The following is a 22,546-nucleotide window of genomic DNA, read 5'->3' on the forward strand; positions in this document are numbered from 1 at the left end:
ACACCTGTTCCCATGCCGAACACAGCAGTTAAGTCCTTCAGCGCCAATGGTACTTGGACCGAGAGGTCCTGGGAGAGTAGGTCGCTGCCAGACAATTAGAAACACTCACTTTTATGAGTGTTTTTTTATATATCCCCGGTATATGGTATTTTAATTGGATTAAAGTTTGTACGAGCTTGGTATTAAGAACCAATAAATACGTTTATGCTACTAAATATGTTATACTGATACTGTTAATACTTTAAAACTTAATATTAAGTTTCTTTTTATATTTTACATATTGAGGAAAACTTGAATATAAAGAATTTCTCTTAAGTGGCTTTGTTTCACTATTCGAGTATCATATAATGAAAAAAGTATTTTGAAATAATCTCTGTCTTTAAAATTGCCTCTTTTGAACATAGGGATTATTCATTGCTATGAAAAACCTGTAGGATAATAATTAATTAACATTGAACCATAATACGTCTTTAATGTTATGATATGTTACATAATGTAAGCTAGTGTTTTGCAGGAAAAATTAAAATAACAAAGAAGTAATTAGTAAGTGAATTTTATTAGAGGAGAATAGTCATGAAAATAGCAATAGTAGATGGACAAGGTGGGGGCATTGGTAAATATATAGTTGAAAAAATAAGAAAAGAGTTTCCAGAGCAACTAGAGATATTGGCTTTAGGTACTAATGCTTTGGCTACATCGCTGATGTTAAAAGCAGGTGCCAATGAAGGAGCTAGCGGTGAAAATGCTATTATATTTAACATTGATAAAGTAGATATTATAATAGGAACAGTAGCAATTGTTGCTCCTAATTCTATGATGGGTGAGCTTACACCTAGGATGGCTGAAGCAATTGCTGAAAGTAGAGCTGACAAGCTGTTAATTCCACTAAATAAAATAGGAATCGATATTATAGGTGTAAAAGAAGAGCCATTACCACATTTAGTTGAAGAGCTTGTAAAAAAAATAAAAATTAAGGAGGGGTAAAAATGTGTGAAGCCAGTGCGTTCTTTATTAATGAAAGTGGAGAAGAAGAATTAGTACTAGAAAGTGTAGATAAGCTGGTCCCTCAAGGAGAAGAATTAGTAATGGAAAATATATTTGGTCAAAAAAAAATTGTTAAGGCAAAAGTAAAGGAATTATCCTTATTGGAGCACAAGATTTATTTAGAGCGAGTATAGAGGAAGGTGACCAATGTGGACTACAGTAAGATATCAGAAAGTATTGTAAAATGGATTAACAAAAAAGTAACTGAGGCTAAATGTAGTGGAACGGTGTTAGGTCTTAGTGGTGGTATAGATTCGAGTGTTGTGGCTGTGTTATGCAAGAAAGCATTTCCAGATAACACATTTGGTGTGATAATGCCCTGTGAAAGTGAGTCTATGGATAGTGAGTACGCCAAAAGGCTCGCAGAGGAGTTTGAAATACCATATACTACAGTAGATCTGACGGATACATATCAGACCTTGCTTGGTGCAGTTAGCCAAAATGGCACTGGTGAAAGTGCAGACATCCTTACGAAGGTAAATATTAAGCCTAGACTTCGTATGACCACGTTATACTATTACGCAGGTTTGTACAACAGCTTAGTGATTGGCACTGGCAACAAAACAGAGATTGAACTAGGTTATTACACAAAGTATGGAGACGGTGGTGTAGATATAGAGCCCATAGGGGATTTGTATAAAGTAGAAGTTAAAGAACTAGCACGCTACTTAAAGATTCCTGAAGCCATTATAGAGAGACCACCGACTGCTGGCCTCTGGGAAGGTCAAACTGATGAAGATGAAATGGGTTTTTCATATGAGCAAGTGGATAAGTATTTAAAAACAGGTCGTGGAAAAGCTGAAGTAATTGACATAATTGAACATATTAGGCGGAAAAGCGATCATAAGAGGAAGATGCCTCCTGTACTTAAACTATAAAAAGACTGCAAATGCAGTCTTTTTTTGATAATATTATTTTGCTATGTTAAAATAAATTAGTAATTGAGAATAAGAGGAGGAAGCATAGATGGCTGGACATTCAAAATGGTCAAATATTAAGCACAAGAAAGCTAGACAGGATGCGCAACGGGGGAAGATATTTACAAAAATAGCTAGAGAGATTATCGTGGCTGCAAAGCAGGGTGGTGGTGACCCTGAAGCCAATGCTAAGCTCAAAGCAGTTATTCAAAAGGCTAAAGCAAATAATATGCCTAATGATAATATTAATAGAGCAATTCAACGGGGTACTGGTGAGATTGATGGGGTGGATTATGAAGAAATTGTATATGAGGGTTATGGGCCTGGTGGTATTGCAATCTTAATCAATCTGACCACAGACAATAGAAATAGAACCGCTGGAGAAATAAGACACCTGTTTTCCAAAAATGATGGTAACCTAGGGGAAACTGGATGTGTTGCATGGATGTTTAAACGCACAGGTGTTATAACATTAAAAAAGAACGACAATCTAGACGAAGAAGAACTTATGCTAATAGTTTTAGATGCTGGGGCTGAAGATATGGAAGTTCAAGAAGAAGTGATTGAAGTTAGAACAGAAGCCGAGAATATGGATGCAGTTGAAGGGGAACTGAAGTCTGCAGGATATGAAGTAAGGAGTTCAGAAATAACCATGCTTCCGGAAAATACCATTGAAGTAACTGATATTGAACAAGCCAAAAAAGTACTAAAACTTTTTGATTTACTTGAGGATCATGATGACGTTCAAGATGTATATTCAAATTTTGATATTAGTGATGACGTAATGGCAGAGCTTGAAAATTAATAATATACTGTGATTAGCCCCCCCTGATAAGTATAGTAAACGGAGAAATTGGGAAAAATTACTTATAGGGGGTGTTGTCATATGTGGAAAAAATATCGACACATATATTTAACCTTTGGTTTCGCATTTGCCTTTAGTATGTTTTTGCTTTTTTTAGGTGAACAAGGATACCTTAATGATAGAGATGAAACTAAACCAGAAATAAACTTGGTGAATTTAATAAACACACAAGAAATAGAGATAGGTTATTCTACAGACATATATGAGGAAATTATTTATAGCTGTGGTGACACAAAAACAAGGTTATTAAAACCAATGGATGATTATGTAGGTTTAACCTTTTATCAAATGAGAAATAAGTGGTACCCAAAGTCTCAAGGATGGGAATATCAAATCATTAGTCCAGAGCAAATTGTTTTTTATATGGAGAAAGATGTATTTTGCAGTGAGCATAAAAACTATCGACATTTAGCTCAACTAGATGGCATGGTTGTTATGATGTACGGACCATCTGGTTCAGATATAGGGGTAGCTCATTATACAGGTATACCGTTAACGTACATGCCGAAAAAAATGAAAAAGCAAATACAAGATGGGAAGCTAGAGTTTTCAAATGAAGAAGAAGCTTTTCAAGCTTTAGACAGTTTAGAGGAATTCATGAATTAACCTGACTGCCATTATATTGGCAGTTTTTTTATGTCCTCAAATAAAAGGATTAACTGTTGCTATGTAGAATATAGAAACTTGGGAGGATATGCATATGTTAATTCTAGGTATTGATCCAGGGACAGCAATAACTGGATATGGAGTAATTGAACTTAAGGGAAATAAATTTAGTGCCATTGATTATGGGGCAATTAAGACGAAGGCAAATGTAGATTTACAACTTAGACTAAAAGATATATATATAGATTTAAATCAATTAATAGATACATATAAACCAGATCATTTAGCTGTAGAGGAGCTTTTTTTTAACAAAAATGTGAGGACAGCTTTATCTGTGGGACATGCTCGCGGTGTAATTCTCTTAGCAGGGGCTAATCACAACCTGGTGTTGGGACAATATACACCACTGCAAGTCAAGCAAGCTGTAGTAGGCTATGGGAGAGCAGAGAAAGGTCAAGTGCAACAAATGGTGAAAAATGTACTAGGGTTGCCCAAAATTCCTAAGCCAGATGATGTGGCAGACGCTTTGGCTGTAGCTATATGCCATGCCCATTCCTATAAATTAAATTACAGTATAAGTAGCATGGAGGAGTATTAATGCTAGAGTTCTTAAAGGGAAAATTATCATATGTAGAGATTGATTATATAGTAATAGAAGTAAACGGAGTTGGGTACAAGTTGTTTGTTCCAAATAATTCAAGTTGGGGAAAAATAGATAGTGAGATTATGGTATATACCTACATGAGCGTTAGAGAAGACGATATAAGCTTATATGGCTTTAAAGAGAGGAAGACCTTATCCTTTTTTAAAATATTATTACAGGTATCGGGCATAGGGCCTAAAGTGGCATTAGCAATAATCGCATCGTTTAATTTAGATATATTACACCAAGCTATAATCGAGGAAGATGTAACACTACTATCCAAGATACCAGGAATTGGAAAAAAGACTGCTAAGAGAATGATTCTGGAATTAAAGGATAAAGTAAGTCAGGAATCTGTGATGGCAGGTAATCATGAAGTCATGGTTGATGACAAAAAAATAAACTCAATCGAAGCTCAAGTTGCTTTAGAAGAGCTTGGGTATAATGCGAAAGAGATAAGAGATGTAATTTTAAAAATTACTGATAATAATAAAAACAGCTTAACAGTAGAAGAAATTATAAAGCAGTCGTTAAAGATGCTAGCTAAAATATAAGGAGGCTACAATTGTGTCAGATAGGTTGATTTCACCTGTCTACAAAAATGAGGATGGTGAACAAGAAGGAAGCCTTAGACCGAGGCTACTAGATGAGTATATAGGACAGAGAAAAACAAAAGAGAATTTGAGTATATTTATAGAGGCAGCGAGAAATAGATGTGAGGCATTAGACCATGTCTTACTTTATGGCCCTCCAGGGTTAGGAAAAACCACTTTGGCAAATATTATAGCTCAGGAAATGGGAGTACAGATCAAGACAACATCTGGTCCTGCCATTGAAAGACCTGGAGATTTAGCTGCGATACTCACAAATTTAGATGAAAGAGACGTATTGTTTATTGACGAGATACATAGACTAAATAAGATGGTGGAAGAAATTCTCTATCCAGCCTTAGAGGACTATTGTCTCGATATAGTAATTGGAAAAGGACCTAGTGCTCGTTCAATTAGATTGGACTTACCTCCCTTTACCTTAGTTGGTGCTACAACAAGGGCTGGTCTACTTACGTCTCCATTAAGGGATCGATTTGGAGTCATAAGTCGTTTAGAATACTATGATAGTGCAGAATTAAAACAAATAGTTGAAAGAGCAGCAAAAATATTAAATGTGGATATTGAGAGTAGTGGAGCAGAGGAAGTAGCTAAGCGATCTCGGGGAACTCCTAGGATTGCTAATCGTCTATTAAAGAGAGTTAGAGATTTTGCTCAGGTAAAAGCAAATGGTTTAATAACCCAAGAAGTAGCAGCAAGAGCATTAATAATGTTGGAAGTAGATGAATTAGGACTAGATAGTATAGACAGAAAACTAATTTTAACCATGATTCAAAAATTTGATGGTGGTCCTGTAGGAATAGACACACTGGCAGCTACAATTAGCGAGGAAAGAGAAACAGTAGAGGATGTCTATGAACCATATCTCATGCAAATGGGTTTTATTCAGAGAACTCCAAGAGGACGAATCGCTACTAACTTAGCATATAATCACTTTAAGATTAGTAGAAAATAATTTGAGGTGATACTTTGTGGGTGACTTATCAGGAATTGGCAAAATGCTAGTTTTTGGTGGTTTGCTACTTTTAATTATAGGTGGCTTGTTTTTATTGTTAGGAAAGCTTTTTAACGTTGGTAGACTACCAGGAGATATTTTAATTCAAAGGGGAAATGTTACATTTTTCTTTCCCATAGCTACAGGAATTATCATAAGTATAATCTTGACAGTATTATTAAATATATTTTTTAGTAGGTAATTTATGTATCTACCCCAAGAAAAATAACATGGGGTTCGAAATTTATGGTAAGTGGGGTGAAACAATTTGGATTGCTTAATCCGAGAATCTAGTTCCTCCATAGAAGAATATAAAGAGAAAAGCTCTTTAGATATTAATACTCTTCTTGTGAAAGCAAAAAATGGCGATAAAGAAGCCAGAGAAATAATAATTGAAAAGTTTACACCATTTATTCTAAGGGTAGCTTCTAATATCAGTGGTAGATATCTACATATTGGCCATGATGACGAAGTTAGTATTGGAATGATTGCCTTTAATGAAGCAATTGATAGTTATCAAGTTGAAAAAGGGGTATCCTTTTTAACTTTTGCTGAAACTGTAATAAAAAGAAGATTGATTGACTATTTCCGCAAAGAGGGGAAATATAGTAAAGTAATACCTTTTTCTAGTGTTGATCGTGAGGAGAATGGGAATGATGAGAATACTACAAATAGGTTAGAATCTGAAGAAGCAAAAAATCACGTTAAAGAACTAGAAGATACTCAGGCGAGAAAAGATGAAATTCTTAGATACAATAAAATTTTATCAGAATATGGGATTAGTTTTAGTGAATTAGTCCAGATATCTCCTAAGCATGATGATGCTAGAAGACGTGCTATGGGAGTTGCGTGGATTATTGCTGGTAACGATAGATATAAAAAGTATTTGATGTCAAAAAAGTCATTACCTCTCAAGCAACTAGAGGCTGAAGTAAAGGTTACAAGAAAGACTCTAGAGAGGCAAAGAAAATATATTATAGCAGTGTCATTAATAATTATTGGTGAATTTAATTATTTAAAGGAATATATTAATTGCAATTAACCTAAAGTTTTAAAAAAAGTAAAAGAAAGTCCCTAAAAAAGGGGGGGGTAAAGTGGAGCAGAAGAACAAAAATGGAATAGTGATGGAAGTTAGTGAAAGTGAGCAAAAAATGATTCTGATGACAGAAGATGGAGAATTTATTCAAAGAAGTTATAATGGTACAGTTCCAAAGATTGGAGCAGAACTTAACTTCTCTGTTAATCAGGTTCCCAAAAGAAAGCCTCTATTTACTAGATGGCGACAAGCTGGCTTAGCAGTGGCAGCAGTATTGCTATTATTAATTATTACTCCCGCAATGTTAAATAACATTCCAGGAAATAGTGAGACAGTAGCGTATGTAACAGTAGATGTTAATCCTAGTATTGAATTGGGGATAAACACCAATGATATAGTAGTGTTCTCAAAGGGCTTAAACTATGAAGGACAAGAAGTTATTAAATCATTGAATCTAAAAGGGTTAAAAAGTGAGAAAGCTATAGCAAAATTGACAGGTGAACTAGTTAAAACCGGTTATGTAGACGAATTAGAAGCAGGTAGAATAATGATTTCAGTTAGAGCTGAAACCAATGAGGGAAATTTAACTGATGAAATAGCTGATAAATTGGCTAGAACTGTTAAGACTTCTTTAGCAGAGAACAATGCAAGGTTCACTTTAGTTTCCACTGTCAAGGTAGACGAAGAATTGAGATTAAGCGCTGAGAAAGCTGGTGTATCTCCTGGGAAGTATATCTTGATGCTAGAAGATAGTTATGAGAGAAAGACAAATGACGACGATATGCAAGTGGCAAAGCACGAAACAGAGAAGCTATTAGAAGAGGAAGCTGATTATAACTCAGAAATATTAGATGAGAACAAAGAAAATGAAAGAACAGAAGTAAAAGAGCAAGAAAGAGAAAGTAGTAAGTCAGAAGTTAGAATCGCTCAAAACAACAATAAAGACGTCCAAGAGAAAAGTACAGAAAACAAAGAGCAATCAAATAAAGAGCGAGAAAGTAATGAGTACCAATTAGCTGAAAATAAACAGCGAATTGCAGAGCTAGAAGACAAAAAAGTAACTGAAATAGCTAGTCTTTTAAACGAAAACGATTCTAAAGATGATGACAAAGAGAAAGATGAAGAAGACGAAGAAAATGTAGAAGATGATGAAGAAAATGAGGAAGAACTAAAAGAAAATAATAAATAGTATATTTACTATTAGCTATAGAGCACCGCTTCCATGTGGTGCTCTATAAGTTTTTTGCAGGAAATATGGATTGTATGTCGAATGAAATAATTTTACGTGTAATTTCTAAAAAATTTGAGGTGTAAATATGACGAGAAAAAATTTACTTATAATTATTCTAACCGCTTTTATTTTGTTTTCTTTTTTTCCTAAGGCCTTTGCAGATGTAGAAAAAACAATAGTTAGAGTTGGTCTAAGTTCCAACACAGCAAGCGTCAACACATCAATTCAAGAGGGAAGTTACCAATTAACCGATGAAGCTACAGGCCTAAAAATAGGATTTGTAGACCAAGGCAGCAACTTATTGTTTGTAAAAGTTGGAAATAGCATTGAGGTTATCATCAATGGAGAATCAAAACCAATTACCTTTAGAGGCCCAATTCATATTGAACCTGTCAATAAAGCTGAACTAAGTTTATTTAGCTATAGAAATACAAGGTATAGAGATGATTACAGAGTTGAAGTGTATCAAAATGGTTTATTAATTACCAATTGTCTTGATATTGAAAAATACTTATATGGTGTTGTAGGACCTGAAATGGGTTATGGATTCCCCCAAGAAGCTTTGAAAGCTCAAGCAGTGGTTTCTAGGAGCTATGCATTAAGTATGATTAACACTCGAAACCATTATGATGTTGGAATAGATACAATGACCCAGGTTTATAGAGGCTATGATGCAGAGATACAGCCAAATGGACAAGGAATAATCAACGCGGTTGACAGCACTAGAGGAGAAGTTATTTTTCATCGGGCAAGTAGCAACCGTCCTATTCAAGCGTATTTTCATGCCAATGCTGGAGGATATACGGAGAACAGTGAAAATGTCTGGTCTAATCCACTACCATACATAAAAGCGGTACCTTCGCCTTATGATAGTTATGCGCTAGAGTATGGTAGACAAACAAATTCATGGCCAGCAAACTCATATCAATGGACTGTAAATTACAGTAGAACTGAGTTGTTAGATTTAATTTCACAGTGGAATACCCAGTCAAAAGCAAATGATAGGGAGGATAGATTAATATTAGTAGGTAAATTACAAGACATTCAAGTTAAAAGAAATCAAAGAAATAGTTCGGAGGAGACTGCTTCTGGAAGGGTTACGGAGTTAATATTCGTAGGAGACCAAGGAGAGAAGAGCTTTTACAGAGATTTTATTAGAACAGTTTTAGGGCTTAGGAGTACTATGTTTGATGTAAAGTTAGATTCAGAAGTAACAATTTTAGGCAGTGATGGATCGGCGCAAAAAATTAATGATGGCACAAACTTATTTGGCATTGGAGGTTCCTCCCAACCGAGAGTAATTGGCTCGGATCAGGGATACTATTATGTTAAAGGTGCGGACAGGGGCATCAGAGTAATGCCCCAGACTTTCCAAAACATTGAAATTATTGGTAAAGGTCATGGGCATGGCTTAGGTATGAGCCAATGGGGTGCTATTGGAATGGCTAATAATGGGTATAATTATACTGAAATCATTAAACACTACTATGGCGGACAAGATAAAAGCCAAATCACAATAGAAAAGTATAGGTGAATAAAAGTTGAAGCTGAATGAATTTGATTACCATTTACCAGAAGAATTAATTGCACAAGAGCCAGTTGAACCTAGGGATAGTTCTCGTTTATTAATAGTCAATAAAGAAACTGGTGAATTAAGTCATAAAAAATTTCGAGATATACTTAATATTCTCCAGCCTGGTGACTTGCTTGTAACAAATAACAGTAAAGTTATACCTGCAAGGCTACTTGGTGAGAAGGTGGGCACAGGTGCAAAGGTGGAAGTAGTTTTGTTGCACCGGGAAGATAAAGATGCTTGGCATGCTTTAGTGAAGCCTGGTAAAAAGCTAAAACCTGGAACAAGTATTAGTTTTGGCAATGAGACTATGGTTGCAGAAGTAATGTCTACTACGGATGTGGGAGGTCGTATCCTTAGGTTTAAATATGAGGGCGTATTTGAAGAAATACTAGATAAACTAGGAAATATGCCATTGCCTCCTTACATCAAAAAGCAATTAAGCGATAAAGATAGATACCAAACAGTTTACGCTAAAGAAAAGGGATCAGCTGCGGCACCTACTGCAGGTTTGCACTTTACAGAAGAGTTAATTACTGAACTTAAAGAAAAAAAGATAGAGTGGGCTGAAGTTTTGCTCCATGTAGGACTTGGTACTTTCAGGCCAGTCGCTGTAGAAAATATAGAAGAACATAAGATGCATCAGGAGTTTTATCGGGTGACAAAAGAGGCGGCTGAGAAAATAAATAATGCTAAAATTGATGGACGCCGAGTTATTGCAGTTGGAACAACAGCTGTAAGAGCCTTAGAAACAGCTGCTGCTAGGGGAGAAATTAGTGATTGTGAAGGGTGGACAGATATTTTTATTTATCCAGGCTACCAATTTAGAGTAATAGATGGCCTGATAACTAACTTTCACCTCCCTAAGTCTACGCTTATGATGTTAGTGAGTGCACTTTCTGATAAAGAAAAGATAATGAAAGCATATAATTCAGCAATAGAAGAGCGGTATCGCTTTTTTAGCTTTGGTGATGCCATGCTAATAATATAGCAGGAGGATTTTGTGTGAAAGATCTATTCAAGTACAATCTTAAAAAGGAATGTAAAGAAACAAATGCTAGGCTGGGAGAGTTTACTACAAGTCATGGTACTTTTGAAACGCCGGTATTTATGCCTGTGGGTACTCAAGCCACTGTTAAAACAATGACTCCAGAGGAGCTTAAGCAAATCGGAGCCTCTATTATCTTGAGTAATACATATCACCTATATCTGAGACCTGGGGATGAGTTGATTGCTCGCGCAGGTGGTTTACATAAGTTTATGAACTGGGATAGACCGATTCTTACAGATAGCGGTGGCTACCAAGTGTTTAGTTTGGGACCATTGAGAAAGATTACAGAAGAAGGGGTTCAATTTAAATCACATATAGATGGCTCAAACCACTTTATTAGCCCTGAACGATCTATAGAAATTCAAATGAATCTGGGTTCGGATATAGTAATGCTATTTGACGAGTGCCCACCTTATCCCTGTACCCATGAGTATGCTAAAGATTCACTGGAGCGAACGACGCGATGGGCTAAGCGCTGCCAAGATGCCCACAAAAGGGAGGACCAAGCTCTTTTTGGCATAATTCAAGGGGGAATGTATGAGGATTTGAGGAAGCAAAGTGCAGAAGAGCTTTTGAGTTTTGATTTTCCTGGTTATGCTATAGGAGGATTAAGTGTTGGGGAGCCAAAAGATATAATGTATGAAGTTTTAAGTTATACAGTCCCCCTTATGCCAAAAAACAAACCTCGCTACCTGATGGGTGTAGGCACACCAGATTGTCTTTTAGAAGGAGTGGCCCAAGGTGTAGATATGTTTGACTGCGTTTTACCCACTAGAATTGCTAGAAATGGGACAGTGATGACTGCAAATGGTAAAATAGTTATGAAAAATGCTAAGCACGCTTCTGACTTTCAACCATTAGATTCAGAATGCGGTTGTTATACATGTACGAATTATTCGCGGGCTTATATTAGACACTTAATAAAGACAAATGAAGTGCTGGGAATACGGTTAACCACCATTCACAATTTACATTTCCTACTTAACCTGATGGAAAATATTAAAAAAGCTATTAGGGAAGATAGGTTTGCTTCTTATAAGAAGGAGTTTTTGAATAAATATTATGCTTAAATTGAGTAAAATTTTAATATAAAACAGGAATAGGCGTTTTTATGGCGAAACTAATTTAAGGCAAAATTACTTAAACTAAGCGATAAAAGGAGGTAGTTTTTACATGGAAGGAATTACAGGAGCATTACTGTACTTGCTGGTATTTTTTGCAATTCTTTACTTCTTGTTGATTAGACCTCAACAAAAGCAGCAAAAGCAGAGAAAAGAAATGTTAGAATCTCTAAATGTAAATACTAAAGTAATTACAGTTGGTGGCCTATATGGCACTATTAAGAAAATTGACGATGAAACCGTTGTCTTGAAAGTCGCAGACAATGTGGAATTGAAATTTACCCGTCAAGCGGTAGGACAGATAGTCGAAGACTAATTAGGATGATTAAGAAAGAGGCCTCTTTTTGAGACCTTTTTCTTTTTTTTATGGGATAACTTCTAAATATATGACAAAAATCTCTGCAGGAAAAAAGAACCAAATAAAAGAAACTTATATTATAATTTTAATTTAATAATTGATAATAAGGGGTGGTTTTACATGCCTTTACCTTTTAAAAAAATTGTGTCCTGGATAGGTGGTTTTTTAACAATAAGTGAGAATGCTAGCTCCAATGAACAGAAAGATTGTCAAAAATGGGAGAGTTGGCTAAGTGAAAAAAATGAGCACTTTTGGGAACTTGAAGAAAATTCAGTTCTTCTCTACTATGAAAACTTGGGAGGAGATAACTAGTGAATTTTAATGAGCATAACATTCAGCGAGGAGAAATATATCAAGTAAGCTTGGGCAAGACTGCAGATGGCCAAGAATTAAACAGACCTGTACTAGTAATCCAAAATGATGTAGGAAACAGGCTGTATGACTCCACAATAGTAGTACCTTTATCACCAAAAGTTCAGGCCAAAAGATTATTTGTAAGTGTAATAGCTCCTGCTGACCATACGACAGGATTAAAAGAAGAACATGTGGCTCTATTTTTCCAGATTAGAACATTGAGTAAGGAAAAATTTAATTATGAGAATTATTTGGGCAAAGTAGACAACAGTACTATATGGAAAGTAGATGAAGCTATAAAACTAAGTCTAGGCTTGAGTACCTTGCAGTGGATAGACAATAGAAAGAAAGCTTAAGGCCAGAGTAAAATACTCTGGTTTTTTTTTGCATAATTGAGTATTATAATGTAAAATATAAAGCAATATTATTTTTTTATAGGAGTAAATTATGATTAATTTAGATGTAGCCGTTATGAAGACAAATAAATATGCCAGCTCTAAAAGTGGGGATACAGTTGAAGTTGTTGAAAGAGCTAAGGGAGGTTTGTCCATAATCATGGCTGATGGGCAAGGAAGTGGAAAGTCTGCAAAAATAACTAGCAGTTTAGTCGTTTCCAAAGCCATGAATCTACTTTCTGATGGTGCTCGAGACGGAGCGGTTGCTAGAGCAGTCCATGATTATCTCTACATGATTAAAAGCGGAAAGGTTTCTGCGACACTAGTAATTATATCTATTGATTTAGAGACTGAAACATTGTTGATATCTAGAAATGGTCACACTCCAGTATTTATAAAAACCGAAACTGAAAAGATTTTATTAGACAAGAAAACAGAACCAATTGGTGTCCATCGTTTTATGAAGCCAGAAATCAATGAATTTCCAATAACCGAAGGAATGTCAATAGTTGGATTTACTGACGGTTTTATTGATGCAGGTTTTCGTAATGGAACAAAAATGAACCTGAAAGAGGTTTGGAATGTTATGGATAAACCAATAATGGCCAATGGCAAAGCAGAGTTACTATTTAACAGTGCGTTACAATTAGATGATTACAGGCCTACAGATGACTTAAGTGTATTGGTTGCCAGTGTAGAAAAAAAAGATAGCAAAAATCCGGTTGCAAGTTTCAATATTTCAGTTCCATTAAAACCTTAAGAAATGAGTGTGATAAATACTATGACAAAACCTTATCCTTTAATTATCGTAGGAGGAGTTTGCGGTTCTGGGAAGAGTAGTTTGGTTGATGGACTAAAAGCAAAGGGGTACCATGCCCATGCAGTAGCTCAGGAGCATAGCTATAGTCCTACCATGTATAAAATGACTAGTCCAGACTACATAATAAACCTAGAATGTTCCATGGAAACCATAAGAAAAAGGAGACATGTTTCCTGGGGTGAAGATCTTTTAAATGAACAAAGAAAAAGACTTCGAGATTTAAGAGAAAATGCAAACTTAGTTATTAATACTGATATAAAGGATATTGATGAAGTTGTAGAGGTCGCATCAAGTGGGATTGAACAGTTCATAAAGGAAACAAAGAAAGCAAGGGGGTAAGAGCCATAATAAAATTAGATGATATTAAGCAAAATGAGACCATTCAGACATTTATTAAAGTAGGCGATGAAAATTTGGCCAATATGGGGTTTACTGAACATAATGTACGTCATGTTACTCTAGTTGCAACTACTGCGTATGACATTTTAGCGAAGCTGGGGTATCCGGAAAGGCAATGTGAATTAGCTGCTATAGCAGGGTATATACACGATATCGGCAATGTTATCTCAAGGCACGACCACGGACAGTCTGGTGCTATGCTAGCATATGATGTTCTTTCTGACTTAGAAATGCCTCCTGAGGAAATATCTGCTGTTGTAGCTGCCATAGGCAATCATGAAGAGCAGTATGGGCACGCTGTAAATCCTGTAGCAGCAGCTCTTATATTAGCAGATAAGTCGGATGTACACAGATCTAGAGTTAGAAATAGGGACGTTTCAACTTTTGATATTCATGACCGCGTTAATTATGGAGCTGAAAAATCAAAAGTTAGTGTCAACCCTGAAGAAAAAAGCATAACAATGGAGCTTTCAATAGATAATGAGATTACAACAGTAATGGAATATTTTGAAATATTTCTTACACGGATGGTTATGTGTCGAAGAGCGGCAAATTTTCTAGAGTGTAACTTCAAATTAGTTATTAATGGAGCCCAACTACTATAGTTGGGCATTATTAATTGACACGCATTTTTACCAAGTATATAATAAGGGTTGATTGCATTTAGCGGAAAAGGGGGAAAAAAAGTTGAAGTCGCAAAAGTTAATTTTATTTGTATTGATTGTTGCACTTGCTTTAGTAGCGGTAAACTTTTCAATAGATCCGATTCAGAACAATATAAACTTAGGACTCGATCTGCAGGGTGGTTTACATGTTGTAATGGAAGCAGTGGATACTCCTGAAAATCCTGTAACACCCGAGGATATGGTAAATTTACAGGCAGTTATGAGGGCCAGAGTGGACCAACTAGGAATCACAGAGCCCCTAATCCAACAACAGGGCGATCGGAGATTGATTATAGAGTTACCTGGTGTTCAAAGTCCAGAGGAAGCAGCTAGGTTATTAGGGAAGACAGCTCAATTAGAGTTCAGAACTTACGATGGAGAGAGAGTTCTTGGTGGGGAAGACCTGAGCGATGCAGTAGCTCGATTGAGGCCAAATACTCAGGTGCCAGTGGTAATTTTGACTTTAGATGGCGAGGGAACACGAAAGTTTGCTGAAGCTACTTCTTATGTAGTTGAGAACTACAGTATAGGTGACTCAAAGCGTAGAATAGGTATTTATTTAGATGGAGAACAAGTGCAGAACCCAGAGGTTCAAACAGCTATTACAGATGGACGAGCTGAAATAACTGGTTATGAAGATATATTTGAGGCTGAAAATATTGCAGCATTATTGCGTTCAGGAGCTTTACCAGTAAAAGTAGAGATGCTTGAGCAACGTTCAGTTGGACCCACACTGGGGATGGACTCCCTACAACGAAGTGGAGTTGCAGGAATATATGGACTTATTGCAGTAGTATTATTTATGATTGGCTATTATCGGATTCCAGGGTTAATGGCAGTTATATCCCTGTTACTATATGGTACTATGGTAATGGGTATTTTAGTATCCATGGGAGCTACTTTGACGTTGCCAGGGATTGCTGGTTTTATATTATCATTAGGTATAATAGTTGACGCCAACATTATAATATTTGAGCGATTAAAAGAAGATCTAAAGAACAAAAAGACACTGCGTTCTGCAGTAGATGGTGCTTTTAGTAAAGCCTTGTCTACAATTCTGGATGCAAATATAACCACATTAATAGCAGCTATAATTCTGTTTTACTTTGGTACTGGACCGATTAGAGGTTTTGCTGTTACGCTGAGTATAGGGATTGTAGTGAGTATGTTTACAGCTATTGTAATTACCAAGTTATTGCTAAAGTTATTTGTTCAATCGAATATTGTAAAAAACCCAAAATTATATGGGGCTTAGGGGGATCTAGATGTGTCTATTAGGCAAATAAACTTGATGGCAAAAAGAAAAACATGGTTTTTCTTGTCATTGGCAATTATCATACCAGGCTTAATATCGCTTGCATTTCAAGGTTTAAACTTAGGTATTGATTTTACCGGGGGGAATCTTTGGCATATTGAATTTGAAGAAGAAACTTATAGCCATGAGGTAAGGGAAGTCCTCTCTATTCATGGATTAGAGGGTAGTCAAATTCAAGAAGTTACAGCTTCAGAGTATGTAATTAGGTCAGTGCTCCTAGAGAGGGATGAAGTAGACGCTGTTTGGGAGAGCTTAGAAGAAGAGATTGGATCCTTTGAGATGTTGAGAAATGAAGTAGTAGGACCAGTGATTGGAAAGGAATTAACTACTAAGGCAATTTATGCCCTTTTAATTGCAGCAGTAGCTATGGGTTTATATATTTCCTATAGATTTGAGTTTAGTTTTGCCATTGCAGCTATTATAGCAATAGTGCACGATGCACTGGTTACTTTAAGTGTTTTCTCAATTTTACAGATAGAGGTTAATAGTGCTTTCGTAGCAGCTATTCTTACTGTTATTGGGTACTCTATCAATGACACTATTGTAATTTTTGATAGAATTAGAGAAAATCTTAAATATAAACAAAGCAATAAGTTAGTGGAGTTAGTGAATAGAAGTGTATGGCAGACCATGAATAGATCAATCAATACAAGCTTAACTATCATATTTGTATTGTTGGCCATGTTAATATTTGGTGGGCAGACCTTAAAGCCATTTATCTTAGCGCTTTTAATTGGAGTTATCAGTGGAGCCTACTCCTCGGTTTTTATTGCTAGTCCAACTTGGCTTGAGATTAAAAAGTTACAAAAAACAAAGTCATAATAGAGCATCACCTCAGGCTAAAAAAGCCTGAGGTGATTTTTTTTAAAAGGAATTTGTCTGTTTTTATAGAATAATATCAAATATCCATAATAAAGGTGGTGCTTAATATGAATAAAGTTCAAGTGTACTTAGTAGTCGCTCTAGTATTAGCGTTGGGGGTTGCTGCTTTTGCAGTTCAGAATACAGCTCCTGTTTCTATATACTTTCTTCTATGGCATTTTAAAGATATATCACTTGTACTAGTTATTCTTGGCTCTGCTGCTCTTGGTGCTTTTAGTGTATTAATGGCCGGGATGATTAAGCAGCTAAAGCAGGTAAGCAAGGTAAAAGAGCTACAAGCTGAAAACAAGAGATTAAAGCAAGAACTTGACGAAAAGAGTCAAGTTGAAGAAAAAAGTCATGATCATACTGAAGGACCTGAAACAGGTGAAGATTTAGACCATAAATCTGAAGAGAAAGAACAATAAAGGCATTCCTTTTGGAATGCTTTTAAATTGAAATGAGTTGATAAATAATGAAAACACCAATAAAAATATGGAAAAAGCAAACAAGTGATTTACCTGTAGATATAAGTGAAATGTCTCGACAGTTAAATATAGCTCATGCTACAGCTCAAATCCTAGTAAATAGGGGAATAACAGATATGCAAATCGCTAGGGTATTCCTTGATGCTAGTGTAACTGAATTAACATCCCCCTATCTATTTGAGGAGATGCACACCGCAGTAGCTAGAATAAAAGATGCCATTGTTAACAAGGAGAAAATTTTGATTTATGGCGATTACGATGTGGATGGGATTACCAGTGTGGCTATATTATATGATTTACTAAAAAAGCTAGGTGCATTGGTAGAGTATCACATCCCTGACAGAATTGCTGAAGGGTACGGCTTAAATATCAATACTGTTTCTAAATATATTGAACAAAAAGTTAATTTAATTGTTACAGTGGACTGCGGTATTAGTAACTTTGATGAAATTACTTTAGCCCAAGAAAATGACGTAGATGTGATTTTAACAGATCATCATGAACCAGCATCGGACATTCCTCCAGCGCATGCTATTATTAACCCAAAGTTAGAGGAGCATGAGCAACTTAAGTATTTAGCAGGAGTTGGTGTTTCCTTTAAACTAGCCCAGGCCATATGTATAGACCTGAAAATACCTCAGTTTGAAAATGTCGAGGGTGGTGAATACCTAGACCTAGTAGCATTAGGTACAATTGCTGATATTGTCCCACTAGTGTCCGAAAATAGAATTTTAGTTAAAAATGGGCTTAAAATGTTAGAAAATAGTTGGAGGCCAGGCATAAGAGCCCTAATTAAAGAGGTGCAATTAGAAAACAAAAAAATAACAACTGGGGCAGTTGGCTACGTACTCGCGCCTAGATTGAATGCGGCTGGAAGAATAGCAAGCCCTGAGGCTGCAATTGAACTGCTCTTAAGTGAAGATGATAAGAGTGCACAGAAAATAGCAGCAGAATTAAATTCAGAAAATATAAAAAGACAAAATTTAGAAAGAGATATATTTGAGCAGGCGGATAAAATAATAAATACTAAATTAAACCTAGATGGGGAAAAATGCATAGTAGTTGCTGCCGAAAACTGGCATCCCGGGGTTATTGGGATTGTAGCTTCAAAAATAGTGGAAAAATATCACCGCCCCACAATAGTAATAGCACTAGATGGAGATGAGGGAAAAGGTTCTGCTAGAAGTATTGAAGGTTTTGATATGCATCAGGGATTGAGTAAATGTGCAAATATATTACTTAAATTTGGTGGCCACAAGCAAGCTGCTGGATTATCTATTCAGCGTGAAATGATACCGAAATTGAGAAAAGAATTAAATACCTTAGCAGCTAAAGAGTTAACAGAGCTAGATTTAATTCCTAAAGTAAGAGTTGATGTGGAAGTTGCTGTGGAAGAGATAAACTATGACTTATTAGAGCAACTAGAACAGCTAGAACCCTTTGGTTTTGGTAACCCCAATCCTATTTTAGCCTGTAGCGGTGTAAAGATTAAAAAGTGGGACTTACTTGGAAAAGAAAGAGGGCATTTGAAGCTACAATTGAATGCTAATACTCCACTACAGGGTATTGGTTTTAATATGGGGGATAACTATAGTGAGCTTTTAAAAGCAAACGGAAATCTTAACTTAGCCTTTTCCTTAGAAAAAAACTCGTGGAATGGACAGGAGAGTCTTCAGTTAAAAATTAAAGATATAAAACCTTACTATAGCAAAGAAAAGTTAATGATTCCTCAAAGAAAATGGGTTAACTTATACGATCGCCGGAATTTAAAATGTAAAGTCACTTATATTAAAAATCAGATTACATCCAAAGATGTAATTTACTTTCACAATCGTGAAAAAGCTGAGGCTTTTACAAAAGATATTATAAGCCAAGATAGTAGTAATGCTTTCAGGGTAATAGTAGCTAATCAGCCCTATAGTCACCAAGAAGGTGAAATACGTAACATGTTTTTTTATGACTTTCCCCTGCACTGGGAAGACCTGAATCGCATTACTTCTTCTGTGGACAAAATTGACAATATTCACTTGCTTTACAGTGTTAATGACTGTTATAATTTAGAGGATTTAAAAGAACAGAAATTTCTCAATAGAAATGGCATTGGAATGCTATATAAGGGACTTAAGAGACTAGCAAAGCAGAGAAATGACTTAATAGGTGAGAGGCAAGAAGTTTTAAAGCAACTTAAAGAGTTAGCTGCCATAGATGAAGAGGAAATTCTACTGGGGCTAGCAATTTTAGCTCAGCTAAAGTTGTTAAAATGGGAGCAAAATAATAACGAAATTAAAATAAGTATATTAAAAGAACCTGCAGATAAACTGAGCCTGTATGATTCTCAAGTTTATACGAAGATAATGGACAGGCGTAATCAACTAGACGCCTGGTATAGTTTTCTTATGTATGCTTCCCTAGATGACTTATTGAGTTTATATCACAAGAGGAGTGAAACAATTTGAATTTGAAAGAAAAAATTAGAGTGATTGAAGACTATCCCAAAGAAGGAATTAGCTTTAAAGATATTAGCACTTTGTTGCAGGACGGACCAGCTTTCCGTGAAGCAATTTCTAGTTTGGCCGAAGCGTATAGAGGTGTTGAGGTAGACGTAATTATTGGACCAGAAGCTAGGGGGTTTTTAATTGGTGCTCCCCTAGCCTATGAACTAAAAGTAGGGTTTGTTCCAGTTCGGAAAAAGGGGAAATTACCTGGAGAGACAATAAGTTATGAATATGAGCTTGAATATGGTGTAGATACTCTAGAAATTCATCGTGATGGAATTAAGGCAGGGCAAAAAGTATTAGTGGTGGATGACCTGTTAGCTACTGGAGGAACAATTAAAGCTGTACTGGATCTAGTAGAAAAATGCGGTGGCAAAATAGTGGGGCTAGGATTTCTGATTGAACTGACGGAGCTAAAGGGCAGGGAAAATTTTGCAAATCAAAAGGTTACGTCGTTAATAAAATATTAAATTTTTACTAAAGAAGAGCTGATGAATAAGAGAGGAGGGGATGCACATGTTCCAAGAGCTTTGCGCTATGATAAAAGAGATAAATCCAAACTTAGCTAAAACCAATGTTATTTATGAGGCATTTGAATTTGCAGACGAAGCTCATGAAGATCAAATAAGAAACTCTGGAGAGCCTTATATTTCCCATCCTCTTGCCGTGGCCAGTATTCTGTTGGATTTAGGTCTAGACGCTATTACAATTTCTGCTGCCATTCTCCACGATGTTGTAGAAGATACATCTGTAACTTTAGAAGATGTAGAACAGAATTTTGGCTCAGAGATTGCTTTATTGGTAGATGGAGTTACCAAGCTAAGTAGGATTGAATATCAATCAAAAGAGGAGCAACAGGTTGAAAATCTAAGAAAAATGTTCTTGGCAATGGCTAAGGATATACGAGTAATCCTCATAAAACTAGCAGATAGATTACACAATATGAGAACCTTAACTCATATGCCCGTTGCCAAACAAAAGGAAATAGCCAAAGAAACATTAGAGATATTTGCTCCGCTAGCTCATAGATTAGGTATTTTTAAGATTAAGTGGGAGCTTGAAGACTTATCTCTTCGTTACTTACAGCCTGAAAAATACTATGAGATAGTTAAAGGCATTAAAATGAAGCGAAGAGAGCGAGAAGATTTTATAAATTCTATTATCAATACACTTCAATACAACCTTGAAAAAGTAAACATAGAAGCAGAAATTAACGGTAGGCCCAAAAATTTCTACAGCATTTACAAGAAAATGGAATCTCAGCAAAAGGGTATTAATGAGATTTTTGACTTACTGGCTATTCGAGTAGTAGTTGACAATGTAAAGGATTGTTATGGAGCACTAGGCATAATCCACACTTTATGGAAGCCCATTCCAGGTAGATTTAAAGATTATATAGCTATGCCTAAGCCAAATATGTATCAATCTCTCCATACTACGTTGATAGGACCTACTGGAAAGCCTTTTGAAATCCAAATAAGAACATGGGAAATGCACCGTACTGCTGAATATGGTATTGCGGCTCATTGGCGCTATAAAGAAGGTCAAGGCGGCAAAAAGGATGTGGAGGACAAACTATCTTGGTTGCGCCAGCTTTTAGAGTGGCAAACTGACTTGAGGGACGCCAAGGAGTTTATGGAATCTTTAAAAATTGATGTTTTTTCAGATGTAGTATATGTCTTTACTCCCAAAGGAGATGTGGTAGAACTTCCAGCTGGTTCTGTGCCAATAGACTTTGCGTACAGAATCCATACTCAAGTGGGTCATAGTTGTGTTGGAGCTAAGGTTAACGGACGGATTGTGAGCCTAGATTATAAATTGGCTAATGGAGATATAGTAGAAATTTTGACTTCAAAGCAAATCCAGCCAAAAAGTGATTGGCTAAAAGTAGTTCAGACCTCTCAGGCAAAAAATCGAATCAGGTCTTGGTTTAAAAAAGAAAAACGGGATGAAAATGTAGCAAAAGGCAAAGAGCTTTTTGAAAAAGAAATCAAAAAACACGTAAACGATAACTTTGAAGATAAGTATAAGCAAGATAAGTTATCCATTATTGCAAAGAAGTTTAATTTTCAGACAGCAGATGATCTATATGCTGCTATCGGGGATGGCATTTTGACACCACTGCAAATCCTAGGTAAGCTGCGAGAGGGAAAACAGAAAGATAATGAGGCAGATGCTGATAACAATTTGACAGTTGCGGAAGAAGATTCAAATGCTCGTTTTGGCAAGCCTTCCAACGGAATTAGAGTTAAAGGTATCGAAAATTTAATGGTTAGATTATCACGTTGTTGTAATCCCCTGCCTGGAGATGAGATAATTGGGTATATAACTAGGGGGAGAGGTGTCTCGATTCACAGAGCAGATTGTTCTAATGTACAGAATCACTGCGATGAAGAACAAGAGAGAATTATTGATGTAGTGTGGGACACAGATACAAAGGACAAATACCAAGTTCAAGTGGAAGTGACGGCGGTAGATCGACCTAAATTGGCTATGGATGTTATGAATACAGTAGTAGAGACAAATACAAATATTAATTCTGTTCACGCCAGAGGCATAAAAAACGGTTTAGCTGCAGTATCGCTTAAGTTAGATATCAAGAGCTTAGATCATCTTCGCTTAGTGCTGAATCGAATTAAAAAGGTTAAAGATGTGATTGAAGTTAAGAGGTCTAGTCCAAAGAGCTAGAAAATTAAGGTGGTGAAAT

At 36.1% G+C, this 22,546-nt stretch carries 26 protein-coding genes and 1 rRNA gene; all 27 read left to right on the forward strand.

Features of this window, described 5'->3' with window-relative positions; all coding sequences use genetic code 11:
- Positions 1-93, forward strand: a 5S ribosomal RNA gene (gene rrf / locus GGQ84_RS07045); the annotation flags it as partial.
- Between the two features lie 480 nt (positions 94-573).
- Positions 574-984, forward strand: coding sequence for a DUF3842 family protein (locus GGQ84_RS07050; RefSeq protein ID WP_429161059.1), 411 nt, complete (start codon positions 574-576; stop codon positions 982-984).
- Positions 985-986: 2 nt separating this feature from the next.
- The gene (locus GGQ84_RS07055; protein WP_429161061.1) at positions 987-1,178 is read left to right on the forward strand and encodes a CooT family nickel-binding protein; all 192 of its coding nucleotides are present in this window, start codon (positions 987-989) and stop codon (positions 1,176-1,178) included.
- A 15-nt stretch (positions 1,179-1,193) separates the two neighbouring features.
- The gene (gene nadE, locus GGQ84_RS07060; RefSeq protein WP_429161063.1) at positions 1,194-1,922 is read left to right on the forward strand and encodes an NAD(+) synthase; all 729 of its coding nucleotides are present in this window, start codon (positions 1,194-1,196) and stop codon (positions 1,920-1,922) included.
- Positions 1,923-2,010: 88 nt separating this feature from the next.
- Positions 2,011-2,766, forward strand: coding sequence for a YebC/PmpR family DNA-binding transcriptional regulator (locus tag GGQ84_RS07065; RefSeq protein WP_429161065.1), 756 nt, complete (start codon positions 2,011-2,013; stop codon positions 2,764-2,766).
- A gap of 81 nt (positions 2,767-2,847) precedes the next feature.
- Positions 2,848-3,432 (forward strand): hypothetical protein, encoded by a 585-nt coding sequence (locus tag GGQ84_RS07070; RefSeq protein WP_429161068.1) that lies wholly within the window; start codon positions 2,848-2,850, stop codon positions 3,430-3,432.
- A gap of 94 nt (positions 3,433-3,526) precedes the next feature.
- Complete coding sequence (gene ruvC, locus GGQ84_RS07075; RefSeq protein WP_429161070.1) at positions 3,527-4,030, forward strand: crossover junction endodeoxyribonuclease RuvC; 504 nt, start codon at positions 3,527-3,529, stop codon at positions 4,028-4,030.
- Positions 4,030-4,629 (forward strand): Holliday junction branch migration protein RuvA, encoded by a 600-nt coding sequence (gene ruvA, locus GGQ84_RS07080; RefSeq protein WP_429161071.1) that lies wholly within the window; start codon positions 4,030-4,032, stop codon positions 4,627-4,629. Before ruvC ends, ruvA begins: the two co-directional genes overlap by 1 nt.
- Positions 4,630-4,642: 13 nt before the next feature.
- Positions 4,643-5,638, forward strand: a complete 996-nt coding sequence (ruvB, locus tag GGQ84_RS07085) for a Holliday junction branch migration DNA helicase RuvB (RefSeq protein WP_429161074.1) — start codon at positions 4,643-4,645, stop codon at positions 5,636-5,638.
- Between the two features lie 16 nt (positions 5,639-5,654).
- Positions 5,655-5,879, forward strand: a complete 225-nt coding sequence (locus GGQ84_RS07090; RefSeq protein ID WP_429161076.1) for a DUF2905 domain-containing protein — start codon at positions 5,655-5,657, stop codon at positions 5,877-5,879.
- Between the two features lie 66 nt (positions 5,880-5,945).
- A complete protein-coding gene (gene sigI / locus GGQ84_RS07095; RefSeq protein WP_429161078.1) occupies positions 5,946-6,719 on the forward strand; it encodes an RNA polymerase sigma factor SigI in 774 nt (257 codons plus the stop codon).
- 52 nt (positions 6,720-6,771) lie between these two features.
- Positions 6,772-7,902: an anti-sigma-I factor RsgI family protein gene (locus GGQ84_RS07100; RefSeq protein ID WP_429161080.1), complete on the forward strand. Its 1,131-nt coding sequence runs from the start codon at positions 6,772-6,774 to the stop codon at positions 7,900-7,902.
- A 127-nt stretch (positions 7,903-8,029) separates the two neighbouring features.
- On the forward strand, positions 8,030-9,478 hold the full coding sequence (locus tag GGQ84_RS07105) for a SpoIID/LytB domain-containing protein (protein WP_429161083.1): 1,449 nt from the start codon (positions 8,030-8,032) through the stop codon (positions 9,476-9,478).
- A gap of 7 nt (positions 9,479-9,485) precedes the next feature.
- Positions 9,486-10,508 (forward strand): tRNA preQ1(34) S-adenosylmethionine ribosyltransferase-isomerase QueA, encoded by a 1,023-nt coding sequence (queA, locus tag GGQ84_RS07110; protein ID WP_429161086.1) that lies wholly within the window; start codon positions 9,486-9,488, stop codon positions 10,506-10,508.
- 14 nt (positions 10,509-10,522) lie between these two features.
- Positions 10,523-11,638, forward strand: coding sequence for a tRNA guanosine(34) transglycosylase Tgt (gene tgt, locus GGQ84_RS07115; protein ID WP_429161089.1), 1,116 nt, complete (start codon positions 10,523-10,525; stop codon positions 11,636-11,638).
- A gap of 103 nt (positions 11,639-11,741) precedes the next feature.
- Positions 11,742-12,005, forward strand: coding sequence for a preprotein translocase subunit YajC (yajC, locus tag GGQ84_RS07120; protein WP_429161092.1), 264 nt, complete (start codon positions 11,742-11,744; stop codon positions 12,003-12,005).
- A 186-nt stretch (positions 12,006-12,191) separates the two neighbouring features.
- Positions 12,192-12,359: a hypothetical protein gene (locus tag GGQ84_RS07125; RefSeq protein WP_429161094.1), complete on the forward strand. Its 168-nt coding sequence runs from the start codon at positions 12,192-12,194 to the stop codon at positions 12,357-12,359.
- Positions 12,359-12,757: a type II toxin-antitoxin system PemK/MazF family toxin gene (locus GGQ84_RS07130; RefSeq protein ID WP_429161097.1), complete on the forward strand. Its 399-nt coding sequence runs from the start codon at positions 12,359-12,361 to the stop codon at positions 12,755-12,757. Before GGQ84_RS07125 ends, GGQ84_RS07130 begins: the two co-directional genes overlap by 1 nt.
- A 91-nt stretch (positions 12,758-12,848) precedes the next feature.
- A complete protein-coding gene (locus GGQ84_RS07135) occupies positions 12,849-13,556 on the forward strand; it encodes a PP2C family protein-serine/threonine phosphatase (RefSeq protein WP_429161099.1) in 708 nt (235 codons plus the stop codon).
- Positions 13,557-13,577: 21 nt separating this feature from the next.
- Entirely contained in the window at positions 13,578-13,955 is a 378-nt protein-coding gene (locus tag GGQ84_RS07140) for a nucleoside/nucleotide kinase family protein (RefSeq protein WP_429161102.1), read from the forward strand.
- 5 nt (positions 13,956-13,960) lie between these two features.
- Complete coding sequence (locus GGQ84_RS07145) at positions 13,961-14,620, forward strand: HD domain-containing protein (protein WP_429161229.1); 660 nt, start codon at positions 13,961-13,963, stop codon at positions 14,618-14,620.
- Between the two features lie 82 nt (positions 14,621-14,702).
- Positions 14,703-15,935, forward strand: a complete 1,233-nt coding sequence (gene secD, locus GGQ84_RS07150; RefSeq protein WP_429161103.1) for a protein translocase subunit SecD — start codon at positions 14,703-14,705, stop codon at positions 15,933-15,935.
- 12 nt (positions 15,936-15,947) lie between these two features.
- A complete protein-coding gene (gene secF, locus GGQ84_RS07155; RefSeq protein ID WP_429161106.1) occupies positions 15,948-16,817 on the forward strand; it encodes a protein translocase subunit SecF in 870 nt (289 codons plus the stop codon).
- 107 nt (positions 16,818-16,924) lie between these two features.
- A complete protein-coding gene (locus tag GGQ84_RS07160) occupies positions 16,925-17,284 on the forward strand; it encodes a LapA family protein (protein ID WP_429161109.1) in 360 nt (119 codons plus the stop codon).
- Between the two features lie 47 nt (positions 17,285-17,331).
- A complete protein-coding gene (recJ, locus tag GGQ84_RS07165; protein ID WP_429161111.1) occupies positions 17,332-19,800 on the forward strand; it encodes a single-stranded-DNA-specific exonuclease RecJ in 2,469 nt (822 codons plus the stop codon).
- Complete coding sequence (locus GGQ84_RS07170) at positions 19,797-20,309, forward strand: adenine phosphoribosyltransferase (RefSeq protein ID WP_429161114.1); 513 nt, start codon at positions 19,797-19,799, stop codon at positions 20,307-20,309. The genes recJ and GGQ84_RS07170 overlap by 4 nt, the downstream gene beginning before the upstream one ends.
- A 46-nt stretch (positions 20,310-20,355) precedes the next feature.
- Positions 20,356-22,527 (forward strand): RelA/SpoT family protein, encoded by a 2,172-nt coding sequence (locus GGQ84_RS07175; protein WP_429161117.1) that lies wholly within the window; start codon positions 20,356-20,358, stop codon positions 22,525-22,527.
- Positions 22,528-22,546: the final 19 nt, after the last annotated feature.

The organism is Desulfitispora alkaliphila, assembly GCF_050433185.1.
Taxonomy (GTDB): Bacteria; Bacillota; Desulfitisporia; order Desulfitisporales; family Desulfitisporaceae; genus Desulfitispora; species Desulfitispora alkaliphila.